General features: G+C 44.5%; 16 protein-coding genes. 11 read left to right on the top strand and 5 right to left on the bottom strand.

Features of this window, described 5'->3' with window-relative positions; translation table 11 throughout:
- Nucleotides 1-2: 2 nt before the first annotated feature.
- From J9317_RS15060 to J9317_RS15050, 3 genes are read left to right on the top strand one after another with little or no spacing between them, the layout of a single operon-like run.
- Nucleotides 3-770, top strand: a complete 768-nt coding sequence (locus J9317_RS15060; RefSeq protein WP_211559963.1) for an SDR family NAD(P)-dependent oxidoreductase — start codon at nucleotides 3-5, stop codon at nucleotides 768-770.
- Nucleotides 771-784: 14 nt separating this feature from the next.
- Nucleotides 785-1558 carry an enoyl-CoA hydratase/isomerase family protein gene (locus J9317_RS15055; protein ID WP_211559961.1) on the top strand — a complete coding sequence of 258 codons (774 nt, stop codon included), beginning with the start codon at nucleotides 785-787 and terminating at the stop codon, nucleotides 1556-1558.
- A gap of 10 nt (nucleotides 1559-1568) precedes the next feature.
- Nucleotides 1569-2552 (top strand): quinone oxidoreductase family protein, encoded by a 984-nt coding sequence (locus J9317_RS15050; RefSeq protein WP_211559958.1) that lies wholly within the window; start codon nucleotides 1569-1571, stop codon nucleotides 2550-2552.
- Nucleotides 2553-2648: 96 nt separating this feature from the next.
- Here the strand turns inward: J9317_RS15050 and J9317_RS15045 are convergent, their stop codons facing one another.
- Nucleotides 2649-3287 carry an esterase/lipase family protein gene (locus J9317_RS15045; protein ID WP_211559956.1) on the bottom strand — a complete coding sequence of 213 codons (639 nt, stop codon included), beginning with the start codon at nucleotides 3285-3287 and terminating at the stop codon, nucleotides 2649-2651.
- A 232-nt stretch (nucleotides 3288-3519) separates the two neighbouring features.
- Between J9317_RS15045 and J9317_RS15040 the strand changes: the two genes are divergently transcribed.
- Both J9317_RS15040 and J9317_RS15035 read left to right on the top strand, forming a co-directional pair.
- Nucleotides 3520-5196: a long-chain-fatty-acid--CoA ligase gene (locus J9317_RS15040; protein ID WP_211559954.1), complete on the top strand. Its 1677-nt coding sequence runs from the start codon at nucleotides 3520-3522 to the stop codon at nucleotides 5194-5196.
- A complete protein-coding gene (locus J9317_RS15035; RefSeq protein WP_211559952.1) occupies nucleotides 5193-6194 on the top strand; it encodes a phosphotriesterase family protein in 1002 nt (333 codons plus the stop codon). Before J9317_RS15040 ends, J9317_RS15035 begins: the two co-directional genes overlap by 4 nt.
- A gap of 39 nt (nucleotides 6195-6233) precedes the next feature.
- Here the strand turns inward: J9317_RS15035 and J9317_RS15030 are convergent, their stop codons facing one another.
- The 3 genes from J9317_RS15030 to J9317_RS15020 form a co-directional block, all read right to left on the bottom strand.
- Nucleotides 6234-7658 (bottom strand): PstS family phosphate ABC transporter substrate-binding protein, encoded by a 1425-nt coding sequence (locus J9317_RS15030; RefSeq protein WP_211559950.1) that lies wholly within the window; start codon nucleotides 7656-7658, stop codon nucleotides 6234-6236.
- 129 nt (nucleotides 7659-7787) lie between these two features.
- Nucleotides 7788-10340 (bottom strand): bifunctional lysylphosphatidylglycerol flippase/synthetase MprF, encoded by a 2553-nt coding sequence (gene mprF / locus J9317_RS15025; RefSeq protein WP_211559948.1) that lies wholly within the window; start codon nucleotides 10338-10340, stop codon nucleotides 7788-7790.
- A gap of 119 nt (nucleotides 10341-10459) precedes the next feature.
- Nucleotides 10460-10813, bottom strand: coding sequence for a MerR family transcriptional regulator (locus J9317_RS15020; protein WP_211559946.1), 354 nt, complete (start codon nucleotides 10811-10813; stop codon nucleotides 10460-10462).
- Nucleotides 10814-10907: 94 nt separating this feature from the next.
- On the opposite strand from J9317_RS15020, the gene J9317_RS15015 reads away from it, so the two are divergent.
- The 4 genes from J9317_RS15015 (at nucleotide 10908) to J9317_RS15000 (ending at nucleotide 15408) form a co-directional block, all read left to right on the top strand.
- Nucleotides 10908-11669 (top strand): SDR family NAD(P)-dependent oxidoreductase, encoded by a 762-nt coding sequence (locus J9317_RS15015; protein WP_211559944.1) that lies wholly within the window; start codon nucleotides 10908-10910, stop codon nucleotides 11667-11669.
- 141 nt (nucleotides 11670-11810) lie between these two features.
- Complete coding sequence (locus tag J9317_RS15010) at nucleotides 11811-12977, top strand: MFS transporter (RefSeq protein WP_211559942.1); 1167 nt, start codon at nucleotides 11811-11813, stop codon at nucleotides 12975-12977.
- Nucleotides 12978-13142: 165 nt separating this feature from the next.
- Nucleotides 13143-14180 carry an ROK family transcriptional regulator gene (locus J9317_RS15005; protein ID WP_431190688.1) on the top strand — a complete coding sequence of 346 codons (1038 nt, stop codon included), beginning with the start codon at nucleotides 13143-13145 and terminating at the stop codon, nucleotides 14178-14180.
- Nucleotides 14181-14196: 16 nt separating this feature from the next.
- Nucleotides 14197-15408, top strand: a complete 1212-nt coding sequence (locus J9317_RS15000; protein WP_211559940.1) for an MFS transporter — start codon at nucleotides 14197-14199, stop codon at nucleotides 15406-15408.
- A 4-nt stretch (nucleotides 15409-15412) separates the two neighbouring features.
- Here the strand turns inward: J9317_RS15000 and J9317_RS14995 are convergent, their stop codons facing one another.
- The gene (locus J9317_RS14995; RefSeq protein ID WP_211559938.1) at nucleotides 15413-16279 is read right to left on the bottom strand and encodes a helix-turn-helix transcriptional regulator; all 867 of its coding nucleotides are present in this window, start codon (nucleotides 16277-16279) and stop codon (nucleotides 15413-15415) included.
- 173 nt (nucleotides 16280-16452) lie between these two features.
- On the opposite strand from J9317_RS14995, the gene J9317_RS14990 reads away from it, so the two are divergent.
- Nucleotides 16453-17286: a phytanoyl-CoA dioxygenase family protein gene (locus J9317_RS14990; protein ID WP_211559936.1), complete on the top strand. Its 834-nt coding sequence runs from the start codon at nucleotides 16453-16455 to the stop codon at nucleotides 17284-17286.
- Nucleotides 17283-18071 carry a sugar phosphate isomerase/epimerase family protein gene (locus J9317_RS14985; RefSeq protein WP_211559934.1) on the top strand — a complete coding sequence of 263 codons (789 nt, stop codon included), beginning with the start codon at nucleotides 17283-17285 and terminating at the stop codon, nucleotides 18069-18071. Before J9317_RS14990 ends, J9317_RS14985 begins: the two co-directional genes overlap by 4 nt.
- The last annotated feature ends 41 nt before the right edge of the window (nucleotides 18072-18112 follow it).

Here is an 18112-nt window from a genome sequence, read left to right as displayed (position 1 = left end):
TCATGCGTTTTTCACAGCGGACAGCAGTAGTAACTGGCGGCGGCAGCGGAATAGGGATGGAAACGGCCTGTATGCTAGCCAAAGAGGGAGCCAAGGTAATCCTTGTCGGACGGACCGAGGATAAGCTCGCAAAGGCTGCAGCGTATATAAATGAACAGACAGTACAGGAGAGCGCCGTGTTTTTCAGGGCAGATGTGACGAACGAAGAAGAGATTCAAGCGTTAGCCCAATATGTAAAGGAAGCCGGTTCGCTCGATATTCTCGTTAACAATGCCGGAGGCTCCGGGCAATCCAAAATCCTTGAAACTTCATTAGAAAATTGGGACGAGGTTCAGTCCCTGAACCTGAGAAGCGTTTTTCTTGTGAGCAAGGTGCTTGGGAAACTCATGATTGAGAGCAGCAAGGAGAAAAGGATGGATCGTGCGATTGTGAATGTAGCTTCTCTTTCTGGCTATAAAGCAGGTTCTCATATTCCTCATTACAGCGCAGCCAAGGCAGGTGTAATTAATTTTTCTAAGGCCCTTGCCCTGGAACTTGCACCGCATGGAATCCGGGTCAACTCCGTTTCACCTGGATTTACGGAGACGCCTTTAACCGAAGAAGGATTGCAAAACACTCAATTTGCAGCTGCGATTGAAAAAAACACGGCACTTCGGCGAGTGGGCAAGGCAGAGGAAATCGCCCATGTCATTGCTTTTGCTGCATCTGAGCAGGCGTCCTATATGACAGGCTCTGATTTGCTCGTTGATGGAGGCTGGCTCATTAAATAAGAGGAGGAAATTCAATGTCCCATTTATTAGTTGAACAAAGCGGACCGGTTTTATCGATCACGATGAACCGGCCGGAATCGCTAAATGCCTTTAGTGCAGAAATGATTGTTGGAATCACCGAGGCGCTTCGTATGGCAGAGGCAAATGAGGAAATTAAAGCCGTGATTTTGTCGGGGGCTGGCCGCTCATTCAGTGCCGGCGGGGATGTCAAAACAATGGGGCAGGTGAACGGGCAGCAGATTTATGAACACCTGGGAAAATTGAATGAATGTATCCTTGCCATTAAAAACCTTAGCAAGCCCGTCATTGCTGCAGTCCATGGTTTTGCAGCAGGCGCTGCGTTTAACCTGGCGCTTGCCTGTGATTTTATCTTTGCAGCGGAGGACAGCAAATTCGTTATGAGCTTTGCCCAGGTGGGGCTGATTTCCGATGGTGGAGGCCTTTACTTTCTCCCTCGATTGATCGGGCCGCAGCGGGCGAAGGAACTATTTTTCAATGCGGAGCCAATTGATGCAGAGACGGCAAAGTCTTACGGCATCGTCAATCACACGGTTCCGCTTCAACAGCTAAAGGATGAGGTGAGCTCCTACGCTTTCCGTCTTTCCCAAGGACCGCTCCAGGCATTCGGCCAAATGAAGCGGATTATTGAACAGGCCTCCTATTCCCGATTAGAGGACATTCTTGAGCAGGAAAGGCTGACACAGCCGATGATGATTGAAACAGCTGACCATCAAGAGGGTGTCTTGGCATTTAAAGAAAAAAGAAAACCGGAATTTCAGGGAAAGTGAGGAGAAGAAGATGAAAGCCATTCAGCTTAATGAATATGGCGGTCCAGAAGTGATGAAGGTCGTCGATCTTGAAACACCAAGCCCGGGGGAAAAAGAAGTATTGATTAAAATTGAAGCAATCGGAGTGAACTATGCGGATACAGCAAGGCGCGAGGGACAATATGTCATTGATACGCCGCTCCCTTTTGTTCCGGGAGCTGAGGTGGCTGGAACAATCGTTGAAACAGGGAGTGAAGTAAAGAGGTTCAAAAAAGGGGATAAAATTGTCACCCTCCTTGGAACATCACGAGCTACGGGGTATGCGGAATATACAGTAGCAGACGAGCGCGGTCTCATTCCCGTTCCCGCCGGCGTGGATCTTCATCATGCGGTAGCAATGCCGCTGCAAGGTTTAAGTGCCTATCATGTTTTGAAAACGATGGGACGGCTTGAAGAGGGAGAAACGGTTCTTATCCATGCGGCAGCGGGAGGAGTAGGCTCGATTGCAGTTCAGCTTGCCAAGCTTTTTGGAGCAGGGAAAATCATTGCAACAGCCAGTACAGAAGAAAAGCGTCAGGCTGCATTAAGTCTTGGTGCAGACGAGGCTGTCGATTATACGATGGAAGGCTGGGAAAAAGAAGTACTTAACTTTACTGAGGGAAAAGGTGTGGATGTGGCGCTTGAAATGGCCGGAGGGGATATTTTCAGAAAAACCCTTTCCTGCATGGCGCCATTTGGCCGTCTCGTCATTTATGGAGTAGCGAGCGGAGAACAGGCAAAGCTGTACCCCTCCTCACTTATGGGGCAAAATCTTTCTGTGATCGGTTTCTTCCTTCCGCAAATGATGCGAAAGAAAGAGCTTTACACACAAAGCCTGCATGAACTGCTTGGATTCTTAAGCGAAGGGAAGCTGCAGCTGACAATAGGAGGCGTCTACCCGCTTGAGGAAGCGCCGGAAGTTCACCGGATGCTTCAAGGGCGTAAAACGAAAGGAAAATTGATTTTGGTGCCGTAACTGTGAAAAAAGCCAGAGGAAGCAATCCTTTGGCTTTTTCCGCTCTCCTTTTCAGGAATCAAAAAGGGACTGCCCCATTAGGACAGCCCTTGATCATTAATTCGTATTTTTGCCCCCGCCATTTAATCCTTCTTTAATCAGCTCGTTAACTTGAGTGTTCGCAAGCATTCCAAGATGGCCTGGTCCGCTGATTTGAACGTTTTTCGCTCCTTGAAGGGGGGATAGCCATTTATTTACCACGTAATCGTTCGTGCTGTAAATGGAAGTATAGAGAATTTTATGGTTGGGATCGCTGCCGGCAGGCGCTTTCGATGTAACCATTTTATTTGGTGAGCCAAATGTTACGACGTCGTCTACTTTGCTTCCGCCGCTATTTAGAATATAAGTGAGGGCATTCGGTCCTCCCATGCTGTGTCCCACAATATCAACCTTGCTTTTGCCGGTTTTCTTGAGAACTTCATCTACATATGCAGCAAGCTGCTTGGCGTTATTCTTGTTATTTCCTGACTTATCGCGCATTTCAATTGCAAAGAGTTCGCTATCGGACCAGCCTTGTGTTTTTAAGTAATTTTCAATGCTGTAGAAGCTGGTGCCGATTCCGCCTGCACCGTGAATGAAAATTACAGGATTTTGGTCATCAGCCTGCGCTTTGGATACAGATGGCTGGATGGTTAAAGCTGAGAAAAGGATAGATGTGGACGCAATGAGTGAAAGCAGCAATCTATGATTCTTCATGATTTCCTCCTATAGGTTTGGCTGTATTTTTTACTAACTTAATTTTCTTTTAAATTGGGAGGACAAACAAGCGGCAATTTTTTCTAATCCTGTTGAGAGGCATCAGGAGCCCATCTTTTTTTCATGTCGAATTAAAAAGAAGAAAAAAATACGGTACTTTAAAGGAAAAAGACACAACGTCTAGAAATTCAAGAAAGTAAGCGTTTACAATACATGGGATGAGGTGGATAAATTGAATCAGGATCATTTTAAATTTTGGCCGGTAAGAACCTCCACAACACTGACTTTGCCGGAAACCACTCTATATCACAATCTTGAGGTTACGGCTTCCAGATATCCCGGAAAAACAGCCATCGATTATTACGGAAATGAAATGAGTTTTGCAGATTTATTAAAAGAAGCAGATGAACTGGCTGGTTTTCTGCAGCAAAAAATGAATGTGACAAAAGGAGAGAGTGTTCTTCTCTATATGCAGAACTCCCCTCAATTTATTATTGGGTTTTATGCGATCCTTAGAGCGGATGCAGTGGTCGTTCCGATCAATCCAATGAACACCGCAGATGAACTCAGTTTCTATGTAAAAGACTGTGAAATAAAAAGTGCCATAGTGGGGCAGGAATTATATGACCGTGCTGCACCGCTAATAAAAGAAGGCTTGATTACACAGGTCGTGGCTGCTGCCTATTCTGATTATGCAGGGAATCACGAGGTGAAATTGCCGGAAGAGGTACGTGCAGAAAGAAGAATGTTTAATGAGGAAGGACATTATTTATGGAAGGAGGCAATAGGTGCAGGGTGCATACCACTTCCGTCCGCTTCAGGACCGGATGATCTAGCTGTTATGCCTTATACGTCCGGGACGACAGGATTGCCAAAAGGCTGTATGCATACAAATCGTACCGTCCAGGCAAATACATTCGGTGGATACCACTGGCTCAATGCAACATCCGATGCCGTCAGCCTTGCAACCCTTCCGCTCTTTCATGTTACCGGAATGATCCATAGCATGCATATTCCGATTTTGTCAGGGGCAACCATGGTGCTGATGACAAGATGGGACCGTGAATACGCGCGGAACATCATCCGTGAAAAAAAGGTCAGCAACTGGGTCAACATTAGTACGATGCTCATTGATTTCCTGGCCAACCCGAACCTGAAAAAGGAAGATATGGCGTCACTTCAGGGACTTGCGGGTGGAGGCGCGGCTCTTCCGGCAGCGGTAGGAGAAAAGCTGTTCAATCTGACAGGCCTCCATTTTGTCGAAGGCTATGGGCTTTCAGAAACCATTGCCCAGACTCATTTTAATCCGCCGGATCGTCCAAAGCTGCAATGCCTCGGCATTCCCTCCTTTGATGTGGATGCAAAAATTATAGACCCTCTTACTCAGGAAGAACTGCCGGCAGGCGGAGAAGGAGAAATTGTTGTGAACGGTCCGCAAGTTTTCCTTGGCTACTACAACAGGCCGGAGGAAAATGAGCAGGCATTTATTGAGATTGATGGAAAAAGATATTTCAGGACAGGTGATATCGGCAAAAGAGACGAGGAAGGCTATTATTTTATGGTCGACCGCGTGAAGAGGATGATTAATGCATCAGGGTTTAAAGTATGGCCGGCGGAAGTAGAATCACTGCTTTATAAGCATCCGGCAGTTCAGCAGGCCTGTGTAGTAGGAATTCCGGATGAGAGAAGAGGAGAGACCGTAAAAGCGTTTGTTGTTCTGGCACAGGATAGACTGGATACAGCTCCTGAGGAAATCATAGACTGGGCGAAGCAGAATATGGCTGATTACAAGTATCCAAGAGTCATTGAATTTAGGGATTCTCTGCCGATGACTTCAAGCGGAAAATTACTGTGGAGACAGCTGCAGGAAGAAGAACACCAAAAGGTGAGCGGAGGAATCGAGCGATGAATCATGGATTAGAAACGGTAACTGGAGCCATCCATGCAGATGAGCTGGGGAAAACTCTCATCCATGAGCACTTTTTATTCGGCTATCCGGGATACAGCGGAGACTTGACGCTTGGCGGTATGAATACAAAAGAAGCTCTGGAAACCGCTGAAACAATTGCCCTGTCGTTAAGAAGCTTCGGAGTCGAAACCGTTGTGGATCCTACTCCGAATGAATGCGGGCGAAATCCGGAATTTTTAAAAGAGGTATCGGAAAGGACAGGCTTGCAGATCGTATGTGCAACAGGCTACTACTATGAAGGGGAAGGAGCCACCCCGTATTTCAAGTTCCGCCAGCAGCTTGGAACAGCGGAGGATGAAATTTTTGAGATGTTCATGGAGGAGCTTACGGAAGGAATAGGGAAATCAGGAGTCAGAGCAGGAGTCATCAAAGTTGCCTCGAGCAAGGATATCATTACCCCTTATGAAGAGATGTTTTTCCGGGCGGCTGCAAAAGCTCAGAAGGAAACGGGAGCCGTCATCCTAACCCATACACAGGAAGGGACAATGGGTCCGGAACAGGCAGAGCTTCTTATATCAGAAGGAGCCGTGCCCGAAAAAATAGTCATCGGCCATATGTGCGGAAATACGGATCCTGCTTATCACCGAAGGGCCTTGGAACGCGGAGTCTTTATCGGTTTTGACCGTTTTGGCCTCCAGGGAATCGTCGGGGCAAGGCCTGATGCAGAAAAAATAGAGACGCTCAGCGTTTTGCTGAAAGAAGGCTATAGCAATCAGATTTTGCTCTCACATGACACGGTGAATATCTGGCTGGGCAGACCGCCTGAGCTCCCAGAGGAAATCGCTGTACAATTGAGAAACTGGCATCCGGTCCATTTATTTGAAAACATTCTGCCACAGCTGATTGACCGCGGATTTTCAGAAGAGGAACTCGAGGAGCTTTTCACTAAAAATCCGCAGCAGCTGTTTTTTCAAAAGCAGCAGGCGGATATCCGTTAAATGAAGCAGACGCCCCGGAATTCCGGAGGCGTCTATTTGTCAGTTCTTAATATATCCGATTTTTTCAACGAGCTCCTGCCCCTGAGATCCTTTCATCCATTCAAGAAACGGCGGGATTGTTTTCTTTTTGTTTGATTTTAAGGTAATCGCATAAAGAGATGCGGTAAAAGGATATTTTTCACTTGCGATATTCTCCGGGCTTGGGCTGATTCCGTTAATGGAAAGCAGTTTAATCTTTTCATTTTTTTTCATTCCGGTTGCGAAAAAACGGAATGAAAAGCCGATGGCATTATCAAAATTTCTGTAATCCGCAACCTGCTCGATGATACCGCCCATTCCAGCAGGGGTTTCTTCCTTCAATGGCTTAATGATTGGTTGATCACCCATGATTTTCTCCAACAGAGTCTGGCTCCCGGAATCTGCTGGCCGCTGGAATGCTACAATGTCTTGAGATTTGCCGCCGAGCTGAGACCAGTTCTTAACCTCACCTGAGTAGATCGATTGAATCTCGGAAACCGATAAACTGTCAATCTGATTCTCCGGATTGACAAAAAAGACAAATGCCTCTTTTCCTATCGGGGTCATAATGAGCTCCAACCCGGCTTTTTCAGCCATTTTGCGCTGTGCTGAAGACGGTTCAGCCCCGAAATAAATATCCACTTCCTTTGAGAGCAATCGCTCAAAAGCATAGATGGTATTGGTAAAGCTGATAATCTCCTTTTGATCATTAGCTGCTTTAGCATTTTCGTAGACGGAATTGGCAAAAGCGGAATAAACCGGATAAGCTGCTTCTGCCCCGTCCATTACAGGCATTTGCTTAGGATCTTTAATCACATAGGTTGAGGTTTCGTCCAATTTAGGAAGAATATGATCAGGATTTGACACCCTATATGGAGACAAATCTGTGCTGGAGTAGCCGCCGCCGTAATCAAATCCATAGGAGGGAAGAACACTCTTGCTCCGCTGCCATTGAACGGCCATTCCAGAGCCAATTGCCAACAGGACAATGGAAAACAGGATAAGGGTATTCCTTCTTGAAATCATATGTAATTTTTTCACCGAGGCAAACTTAATCACGATAGGCAGAACAAACGCCAGTTCAAAAGCAAGCGGAGCCCATAGAAAAATCCGTCCTTCCCCTTCCATGTTGGCCACAAACAAAACAGGTAAAAAAGCAAGGTGAAGAAGGGAATAGAACATCCATAGGCTTTTCCCAAGTGCCCCTCCAGTGATGAAAATAAAAATTGCCCAAAGTGACGCAGTGTAGGCAATGGGAAGGAAGCAATAAAAAAAATTTTTTTCTTCTAGCTTGCGTGATGTCAGCCATCCGTACAAAAGTCCGCCGGTGACTAAAGAAATAAGAGACGCCAGCAATGTGCTATTTATTACAGAGGTAAGAAACAATGCCAAAATGGAAAAACCAAACTGAAATAACCCTGCTTGTAAAAACAACAACTTTTTCACTTAAGAGTACTCCTCCAATATTCGTTTGATAGAATTGTAACTTTTAAACTCAAATGGAACAATAAGGAAAAGTGATGATTTTATTCTTATATGAGGAGACCCCCTTCAGATTTCATAAAGGGGGAGAATTCAAATTTTTTTTACGTCTTTTTGAATGAGTCTCGAGAGCTGCAGCATGGTAACAGGAAGAGTGGACCTTGAGCTGAAGGCCAAATATTTCGGTTCCCAGCGGCTTGCGAACTTTTCTTTGTATTTTCGAATTCCTTCAAACTGATAAAAATATTGGCCATGCTTATAAACTCGTGCCGCTGCTTTTTCACTCCAGAAGGCGTACTTATTCTGCCCGACATTTGATAATGGAGCCATTCCGAGATTAAACCACTTATAGCCCTGTTCCTTCATATGAAGCATGACGGAGACGAAAATCATATCCATTGTGCCGCTCGGGACCTCTCGTGAATGCCTCATCAAGTCAACGGATATGGTCTCACCGTCATATACAGGGATGATGGTTGCAAATCCAATTAACGTCCCCGATCCATCTCTTAATATAGCTACCGGTGCCCGCTGAACATAGTCCCTGTCAAAAAAGCCTAAGGAAAATCCTTTCTCTTTTCTGCCTCTCAGCCAGTCTGAAGAAACATTCTCAAGTTCCTGAATAAACGAATCCGAAAAAGGAGGTTCGGCAATTGCAAAAACATATCCTTCTCTTTCAAATTTATTTCTCACGGTACGCATATTTGTTTTTTTCTTTCCAGTCAGCGTGAATTCTTCAAGATTCACATACGCCTCTTCACCAAGCTTGAAAAACTGATAGCCATGTTCATGGTATAACGAAAGCCAGTCCTTCTCTGTTTGATAGAAAATGGGTGTGAAACCTCTCGTATCAGCGTATTCCCGAAGCTCGGTAATGGCATTGCCGAACGATTTGTTATTCCCGATCGGATCTCCGAGCACCACTAATTTATCAGAATAAACGGTGTACATCATAAAAACGTCACGGTCTTTATTCCAAAAATAATCTTTATCCCCCATAAAAGCCAAATGAGTTAACACATTCCCGTTCGTGTTTTCCAAAAACTCCAGCAGCTCAGCAGAATCTCTTGCCATTTGTTCCTTTTTCGTTAAAAAGGAGAAGCCGATTGTGTAAAAAAGGATCGCAAGAATAAAACCTGCTGCTGCTGTAAGAACCAGCTCTCCGGGTGTCTTTATCAGAACGTCCTTTACAGAAGCGGGCAGAGAAAGCCGTTCAAACGGCTGATCGAAGAAACCGATCGATACATAGCCGAACAAAGAACAAATCGTCAGCGCCATCATATAAATTGAAGCTTTCCACGAAAAAGGGTGACGTTCCCGGTAAAAATGATTTTTTGAAAATCTTAAGAGGGCAAGAATGGCGAATAAAAAAATAGACTCTTCATAATCCAGTCCTTTTGAAAAGGTAAACAGAGCTCCTGCCAATAAAGCAATATAGGTTAGCACATAAGCACTTCTCACTTTAAGCTGAATGGAGCGGGATAGTAAAAGCAGTGATATTCCAGCTGTTACAGACAAAAGATCGGAAATAGTGAGAAAGGGTTCAGATAAAAGCTTTTCTGCAAATGTAATCCTCTCAACAATTCCAGGTGTTGCGGCAGATAATAGAAGGAGAACGCCGCTAAGGAAAACTAAAACAGCCAGGGCCCAAAAGCTTAAATTAGGAATAAGCGAATTTGGAATAAAGGAGAACCGTTTCATCCATTTGTTATTTTTGAACGGATCGACCGTATATCTCGTTTGAGAGTAAGCTTCCGGTAAAGCGAATAACAGACCTATAATAAAAGGGACAAGAGAGTAAAAGACCCGATAAAAAAGCAGAATGATTAAAATTTGGCTGTCATCTGCACCAGCATGATTCAAACCGACTAACAGCAGCAAGTCGAATGAACCAATACCCCCGGGAACTAAACTAATGACGCCGGCAATTGAAGCAATAACGAACACCGCCAGCATGGAAATGAAAGGGAGATTTGTCCCTGTTATTAGGGCGATGGACCAAAGTACAAATGCTGCTGAAAGCCATTCCAACAGGGAGCTTGCGATTCCCGATGCTGTCCATCGATTTAATGCGAAATGAGCTTTTTTATCCTTTAAAATAAGAAAAATAAGAAGGTAAACCGGCAGATATAGGGCCATTCCCCATAATGCAAATTTCACCCATGGATGGCTATTATACATCGGTGTCCTATAACCTTCTGAAATAAGAGGCAGCCATGCAAGAACCGAAAGCCCGGTTAACATAATCGGCAACAGCCAAATAATAGAAGAGAACAGCTTAGATGAATCCTTTACGTGTTTATGAAGCAATAAACCTCGTAAACTTGCACCTGCAAGACCGCCAAAGCCTATGACACTATTAAATGTATTGGCAATCCAAGAGATCTTTAAAAAGGTATGCCAAGACAAAGAGATTCTTAATTTTCTGATTAACACAAGGTCATATACCATTAATGCTGAGACTCCGGTTAATCCTATTAGCAGCATTGAAACGATTTGAACGGGTTCAAGGGATTTCAGCTCGATTAACAGCCGGGAAGGATTGATCTGGGCAATTTCATTCTTTCCCTCTATATAAATAAAAATGATGATGATAAACGGGATTAAAATCTTAGCCAATTTGACTAAGTTGAAATGCTTTCCCATAATAATTCTCCTTTGCGCACAACCCTATAAAATCTTCATTTAAATAGGCGATGTAAATGATTTTAACGTACGCCTGCTTCAAATAGCTGAACAGATTTTTTTGATTTTAATATGCAGAATTAATTGAGGTTCTTTCTGTATGAGTCAATCTTTTCTTCAAGCATTATATCGGTAGCTGACAAAACAGTGAGCTGATCCTGGATGCTTTTTCGATGCTGCTCTAAAAGCTCAAGCCTTGCCAGGTTTGTATGCTGGCCTTCTTTAAATAATTGAGCATATTCTTTAATTTTTGCTACAGGCATTTTGGTTTCTTTTAATTTAAGGACAAATTGCAGCCATTTAAGATGCAAGTCGGAATATATTCGATCTCCATTGGATTTGCGATCCGGTTCAATGATTGCTTCTTTTTCATAATATCTTAATGTATGGGTACTGACTCCCAAAGCTCTTGCAGCTTCGCTTATTGTATACATGATTGCCTCCAAATTTGACTTAGAGTTAACTCTAATCAGTATAATGAAAATGGTAAAGAACCACAATATAAAATGCAGAATAGGAGGAGATCATATGAAGTATACGGTAATTACAGGTGCCAGTTCAGGGATTGGTTATGAAGCAGCTTTGGCTTTCGCAGCCCGCGGGAAACATTTAATTATTACTGCTCGCAGAGAGGACGAGCTTCAAAAGCTGAAATCAGAAATCCAGAGTCTGAATCCTGATCTTGATGTGGTGATACGCATAGCTGATCTGTCTTCATCAGAGGAAGTGTACAATTTTTACGAAGGACTTAACGAGTATGATCTAGAAACGTTCATTAACAATGCAGGGTTCGGAAATTTTGCATCTGTTGCAGAGCAAAACTTAAACAAAATTCAAACAATGCTGCATCTGAATATTGAAGCATTGACGATTTTATCCTCACTTTTCGCAAGAGACTACTCTGATAAAGAGGGCACACAGTTGATTAACGTTTCATCAGGAGGCGGTTATACCATCGTAGCCGATGCCGTTACCTACTGCGCGACAAAGTTTTATGTGAGTGCTTTTACTGAGGGTCTTGCACAGGAACTTAAATCAAAAGGTGCTCCTATGCAGGCAAAAGTACTTGCTCCTGCTGCAACAGAAACGGAGTTTGCCAAGCGCTCGATGGACCTTGACAGCTTTGAATATGAAGGAGCCGTGCCGAAATTCCATACGGCCAAAGAAATGGCCGGCTTCATGCTTGATCTGTATGACAGTGAAAAAACAGTCGGACTTGTGAACGGAGAAACGTATGACTTCGAACTGAAGGAACCGGTTTATCCTTACGCAGACCGGAATCGCAGATAAAGAGTAAGAGGCGCTGGATCGCGGATCCGGCGCTTTTTTTTTGCTCTCGCATTCATGGAAAATGAAAGCCAATACCTCCCTGATAAATGATATAGTTAGAGAAGCTGATTTTAGAAACGCTATAGAAAGAAGGATAATGATTTGGAAGCTTCTCTAGCAAAAAAACGATCTGTGAAATTGAATTTTTATATGTTTTATTTCCTTGTGTTTTTCGGTATTGGGTCCCTCTCTCCGCTTCTTTCGGTTTATTTACGGGATGAGATTGGTCTTTCAGGGAGCCAAATCGGAATGGTTCTTTCAATCAGTCCGGTTGTGATGATTCTGATTCAGCCAGTCTGGGGAATATTGAGCGACGTCACGAAAAAGCCTGTTCACCTCCTCACCGCAGCAATTGCAGTGACGGCTTTGATGGGAATTGCTTATTCGGCCGTTTCAAGCTATTCTCTCATTATTGGCGCCGCAGCGATGCTCGCCATATTCCAGGCAGCCATTATTCCATTATCGGACAGCATCTCGATTAACTATGTTCAAAAAACGAAAATGGACTATGGTTCAATACGGCTTTGGGGAGCCATTGGATTTGCCGTATCGGTTCTGGCTGTCGGAAAACTGGCGGAAACCACCAGCCTGTCCGTTATTTTTTATACGTTTACTCTCGTAATGATTTTAGGGATGATTTTTGCGTGGCAGCTTCCGAGAGAAAGCAAACCAATTAAGGTGAGCTTTAAAAAAGGGATGAGTGATCTTGTCAAAGCACCATCGTATTTTATTTTTCTCGCTGTCGCTTTTTTGGTTCTCGGGCCAATCCTCGCCAACAATTTTTATTTTGGTATTTTCGTAGATGATTTAGGGGGAGGGCTTGCGGGAATCGGACTGGCATTCATGCTTGCTGCCGGAAGCGAAGCACCCGTTATGAAATTTGCAAACCGCTGGATTGGGAAATTTGGAATGAAACAGATTCTCCTTCTTGCCGCCATTGTTTCAATGGCCAGATGGTTCTTATATTTCTTTGAGCCCCCGCTTGCTCTCGTCTATGCAACAACGGTTGCGCAAGGGTTTTCAACAGGGTTGTTTATTCCCGCAGCTCTACAATATGTAAAAGATCTCGCTCCGGTGTCTGCAGGAGCTACAGCTATCAGTCTCTATTCAGCAGTAGGGAATGGTCTTGGCAACTGGTTTTGCACTTTTCTTGGCGGTTTTATTTTGGAGGCGTATTCCGTCTTTTGTGTCTATCTATTCTTTGGCATTTTATCGCTGCTGGCCGTTATCCTGCTGCTGTTTGTGAAGCAGCAGCCTGGCCCGCTTTAATTTATTGAGCCTCCTTATAAATAGGGGGCTTTTAATATGGTCGAAATAATAAAGACTTTTGAGCGTTAAAAATAGTCTATTGTCTGCCATTATTCTGTTTGGTATAGTATGGATGTAACTTTTTAAATACGTTTAATAAGTAGATTTATAGAGGAGGCAGATGTTTTGGATGACTCACTTTCAAATCCAAAAACAATCAAAAAAGCAATCATCCGAGGCATCCGTTTAAAATTAATGGAGCTTGGCAGTGCCACAAAGGCTGAACTTAGCCGGAAGCTGGATATTAGCTTTCCGACCATCAGCAAATTCCTCACACAGATGGAGAAGGATGGGGAGCTCTTAACAATGGGATTTGATGACTCAAGCGGCGGTAGAAGAGCCCGGAGGTATGTATATAATCCGGAGTACATGCTGGGATTGTCAGTCATTTTAGAAAAATCAGAGACGCATTATACCGTTTTTACCTGCTTAGGCGAGGTGAAGGAACATCGGATGTTAGAGAGTGTCTTAATGAAAGATTTGGACTTGCTAACCGGGCAAATGGAGAAAATTCTGCAGAGCTATCCTAACATTCGTTCCATTGCTATTGGAGTTCCCGGATCTGTCAAAGATGGCTGCGTCTTTTTCATTCCTGATTACGAGCTATTTGACCAATTTCATGTTAAAGAATATTTTGAGGATCGATTTTCCATTCCTGTAGCAGTTGAAAATGATATGAATGCTGCCGTTCTTGGTTACTACAAGAATAAGGGGGTGGCAGATGAATCCCTTGTTTATATGTATTCAGGAAAAAATGGACCAGGTGCAGGTATTTTGATAAATGGAGCTGTTATAAGGGGGAGCACCTTCTTTTCAGGAGAGGTTTCATTTGTTCCGCTGTATGATGACCGGAACTTTTTGCAGGCTCTTCAAAATGGGGCAGGCTTCAGGAATCCGGATTCTTCAAAGGGTATAGAATACGATGCCATAAGCAGAATGGCCGCTTCCTTTACTGCTATGATCAATCCCCGGTTCATTATTTTCAGCCAGGAGGAAGTGGACGAAGCGGCAATTAAAGAAATCGAACTTAGAAGCGCACACTATATTCCTGCAGAACACCTTCCAAAGCTCGTTATTAGTGATTGGAAGAGGGATTATCTATATGGGCTGCAAAGCCTTGGACTGGATTTAATGATTACCTGTCAGGTCAATGAGGGAAAGTGAAGGAGGACATTCATCTATGGCAACATTCTTTTTAATGATCATCTATTTAGCTTTCATCAGCTTAGGACTTCCGGATTCAGTACTCGGTGCAGCCTGGCCTGTCATGCAGGGAGACTTGGGGGAACCGATGGATCGGGCAGGCCTGCTTTTCATGACAATCGCTGCAGGAACCATTGTCTCCAGTCTGGCAAGCGGCAAAATTCTTGATCGGTTTGGTACAGGTCCTGTCACTCTTGTCAGCTGCCTGATGACAGCTGCTGCACTCCTGGGATTTTCTTTTTCACCCTCCCTCATTTGGCTCATGGTCTGCGCCATTCCCCTTGGTCTTGGGGCAGGAGCCATTGATACGGGCTTGAACAATTATGTGGCAATCCATTATAAAGCGCACCACATGAGCTGGCTGCATTGCTTCTGGGGTGTAGGAGCAACACTCGGTCCGATTATCATGGCGCAATCCATTTCTGCGGAAAATTCATGGAGAAACGGTTATCTCATCATTGCTTTGATTCAGCTTGCTTTAGCGGCCGTATTATTTTTTACCCTGCCTTTATGGAAACGTGCCGCGGATAAGAGTGAGCCTGTGAAAGAAGAAACAGCTGAAGCGGAACAGCCATCCGGAAAACAGGTCAAGGCCTATAAAATCAAGGGAGTTCATCTGGCTCTGTTTTCTTTTCTGTTTTACTGCGGTGCTGAAGCTGCAATAGGTTTATGGGGAAGCAGCTTTCTGGTGGATATGAAGGGGCTGCCTGCTGCAACCGCTGCCCAGTGGGTTTCCCTTTATTACGGCGGAATTACCGTTGGGCGCTTTATAACTGGCTTTATCACCTTAAAGGTAAGCAATCGTATTCTAATTTTAGCAGGACAGGGGATTGCGTTAGCGGGAGCAGCGCTATTGGTTCTGCCGCTGCCGGCTGGCTTCGCACTTGCAGGCTTTGTTTTGACCGGCCTTGGATTAGCCCCGATTTTCCCGTGCATGATGCATGAAACCCCGGTCCATTTCGGCAAAACGCACTCTCAGACAATCGTAGGCTATCAAATGGCCTTTGCCTTTACAGGGAATACCTTTCTGCCGCCTTTGCTGGGCATGGTTTCTGCACACACGACCATTGGAATCTTCCCGCTGTTTATCGTGGCTGTGATTGCCGCAATGATGTTCAGCTCTGAAAGATTAAACCGAATAATGAAGGAAAAAAGGCAATTGAAGGAAGAGAACCAGGCAGCCTATTAATTGCTTAAACTTCCGGACCAGCTGATTTTTTCCTGAACTCACCGGGAGTACAGCCCAGCTGTTCTTTAAATTTACTGTGAAAATAGGATACGCTTTTATATCCGCAGGCATCAGAAATAAATGCAACGGACAAGTCGGTATGCCATAAGAGCTCTTTAGCTTTGAACAATCGTTTCACTCCCAGATAAGCGGGGAGCGTCAAGCCGGTTACCCGCCTGAATATCCGGCTGAAATGCTCGGGACTAACTAAAGCCTGTTCAGCAAGGGCAGGCAGGGTTAGTTCATGATCTGTATAATGCAGATCAATATAGAATAGTACCTCCTTCATCCACAGTTCACTTTTGGACAGCTTTCCGGATGTTTCCGGAACAGCAGGCTGCTGTCTGGCAATCAGCAAAAGGATCCCCTGGAGATGAGTGAGCAAAGCATGACGGTATCCGGCTTCTTTCTTTTCAAGCTCCATATGCATGCGGAATAAATATTCTTTATGCTCTTTCATATGTTCAGCAAGGAGAAGGTAGTGGAATTCTTTTTGGGAAAAGGGGGACAGATAAGAAAAGAAGTCACCTAGCTCCGGGGATTGCATAAGTGCAGGATGAAATAAGATTACGTGGCAGAGAAATGGATTTCTCTTAGAAGGATTCGCATGATGAATGACATTTCCCGGAATAAGGAAAAGGTCATTCTTTTTCATTGGATAAAACTCTTTATCAATAAAAAAGGTACCTTGTCCATCCAGGACAAAAACGATTTCATACCAATCGTGAAAATGAGATAAATGCGGCTCCTGTTCGGGATTTCCCTTTAAGTGGTAAAAAAATACAAAGGGGAAGAGCGGATCAAAGCTGTGAGATTCTCTAACGGCATTCATGGATGAATCGTCCTTTCCGGTTTTCTACCTATCATATAGCAAAAGGAACAATGAAAACATCAAAAAAACGCACATTCATGCACAAAAAAACAAAACATTCCTTGTTCGCTAAACCTTATGATGATGTTAACAGGCCATAACGTCTGTAAATAAGGATGAAATGAGGGATTGGTTTGAAGAATCAATTGAAAGCGCTCCCGGATTTAAGCAGTGAGTATTTACTATCTCAGAAGCAAATACAAGAATACCAGGATAAAGGACATATTTGTGTAAGGGGTGCTGCTTCAAAGGAAGAAATGGAAGCTTATCGCGACGTGATTTATCAAAGAACGCTTGAACATACTGAAAAGCTTGCGCCTTTATCAGAAAGGGATACGTACGGAAAAGCCTTTGTACAGGTGATGAACCTGTGGGAGCAATCAGAGGATGTTAAGAAGTTTGTCATGGCGCGCCGGTTTGCCAAAATTGCGGCTGACCTGCTGGGTGTTGACGGGGTGCGGATATATCATGACCAGGCATTGTTTAAAGAGCCGGGCGGCGGTCATACACCATGGCATCAGGATCAGACCTACTGGCCGATTGACACGGATAAAACCATCACTATGTGGATGCCGCTTGTAGATGTATCGGATGAAATGGGTTCCATGTCGTTTGCTTCTGAATCCCATAAACGCGGATATATAAGCAAGCTTGGGATCTCGGACGAATCCCACCGGACGCTTGGCGATTATATTGAGGCAGAGGGGTTAGAAAAAGTGACGTACGGGGGAATGAACGCAGGAGATGCCACATTCCATTATGGATGGACACTGCACAGTGCGCCTGGCAATCCAACGGACCGGACAAGAGAAGTCATGACCATTATTTACATGGCAGACGGTACCACTGTATCGGAAATCGATCACGAAGCAAGGGAAAATGACTTAAAGCAGTGGATGCCCGGATTGAAAACAGGAGATAAAGTAAACAGTCCGCTGAATCCCCTTGTTTACTCCAAAGCAAAATGAAGTTGAAAAGAATCAAATCCCTGTGGGGGATGGAGGGTTCTCTCAGCGATCAGTTCAAAGCTGTCTCAGACGCAGGGTACAGCGGGATAGAATCCCCGCTGCCTGCTCCCGGTCAGCATAGTGAATTCATGGAACTGCTGCAGGAGCATCAGCTCGATTACGTTGCTCAAATTTTCGCAGAGGAAACAGGCAGTTTTGAAAAGCAGGTTGAAGAAGCAGTCAATTTCCAGCCCCTCCTAATCAATTCTCAAAGTGCGAAAGCTGATATGCCATACGAAGACCAACTGGATTTTTTTACAAAGGCTGTTGGAATTGAAAAACAGGCACAAATCCTTATCGGGCATGAAACACATCGTGGCAGAGCTATGTTCACCCCCTGGAATACAGAGCGATTGCTTAAGGATATCGAGGATTTAAGCATCACAGCGGATTTCAGTCATTGGGTATGTGTATGTGAGTCATTGCTGAACGATCAAGCCGATCGGCTTGATCTAGCTATTCAGCGAACCGTCCATATCCATACGCGGGTGGGGTTTACCCAGGGCCCGCAAGTACCTGATCCAAGAGCACCGGAATATAAAGAAGAGCTGGACATCCATTCAGATTGGTGGAGAAAGATTGCGGAAGCACACCGTCAAAAAGGAGCAGGAGCCTTGAGCTTTACGCCTGAATACGGTCCTCCCGGATACATGCATACCGAGCCTTTTACGAAGAGGCCATTAGCCGATTTATGGGAGATCTGCCTGTGGATGGGGAACTTTGTGGAAGAACGTTTGAAGGTCTAAATATGCCAAAAGGACTCTTGATGGAAGAGTCCTTTTAAAAG

Origin of the sequence: Metabacillus flavus (genome assembly GCF_018283675.1) — a bacterium.
In the GTDB taxonomy this organism is placed as follows: Bacteria; Bacillota; Bacilli; order Bacillales; family Bacillaceae; genus Metabacillus_B; species Metabacillus_B flavus.
This window is presented reverse-complemented; position numbering and strand designations above follow the sequence as displayed.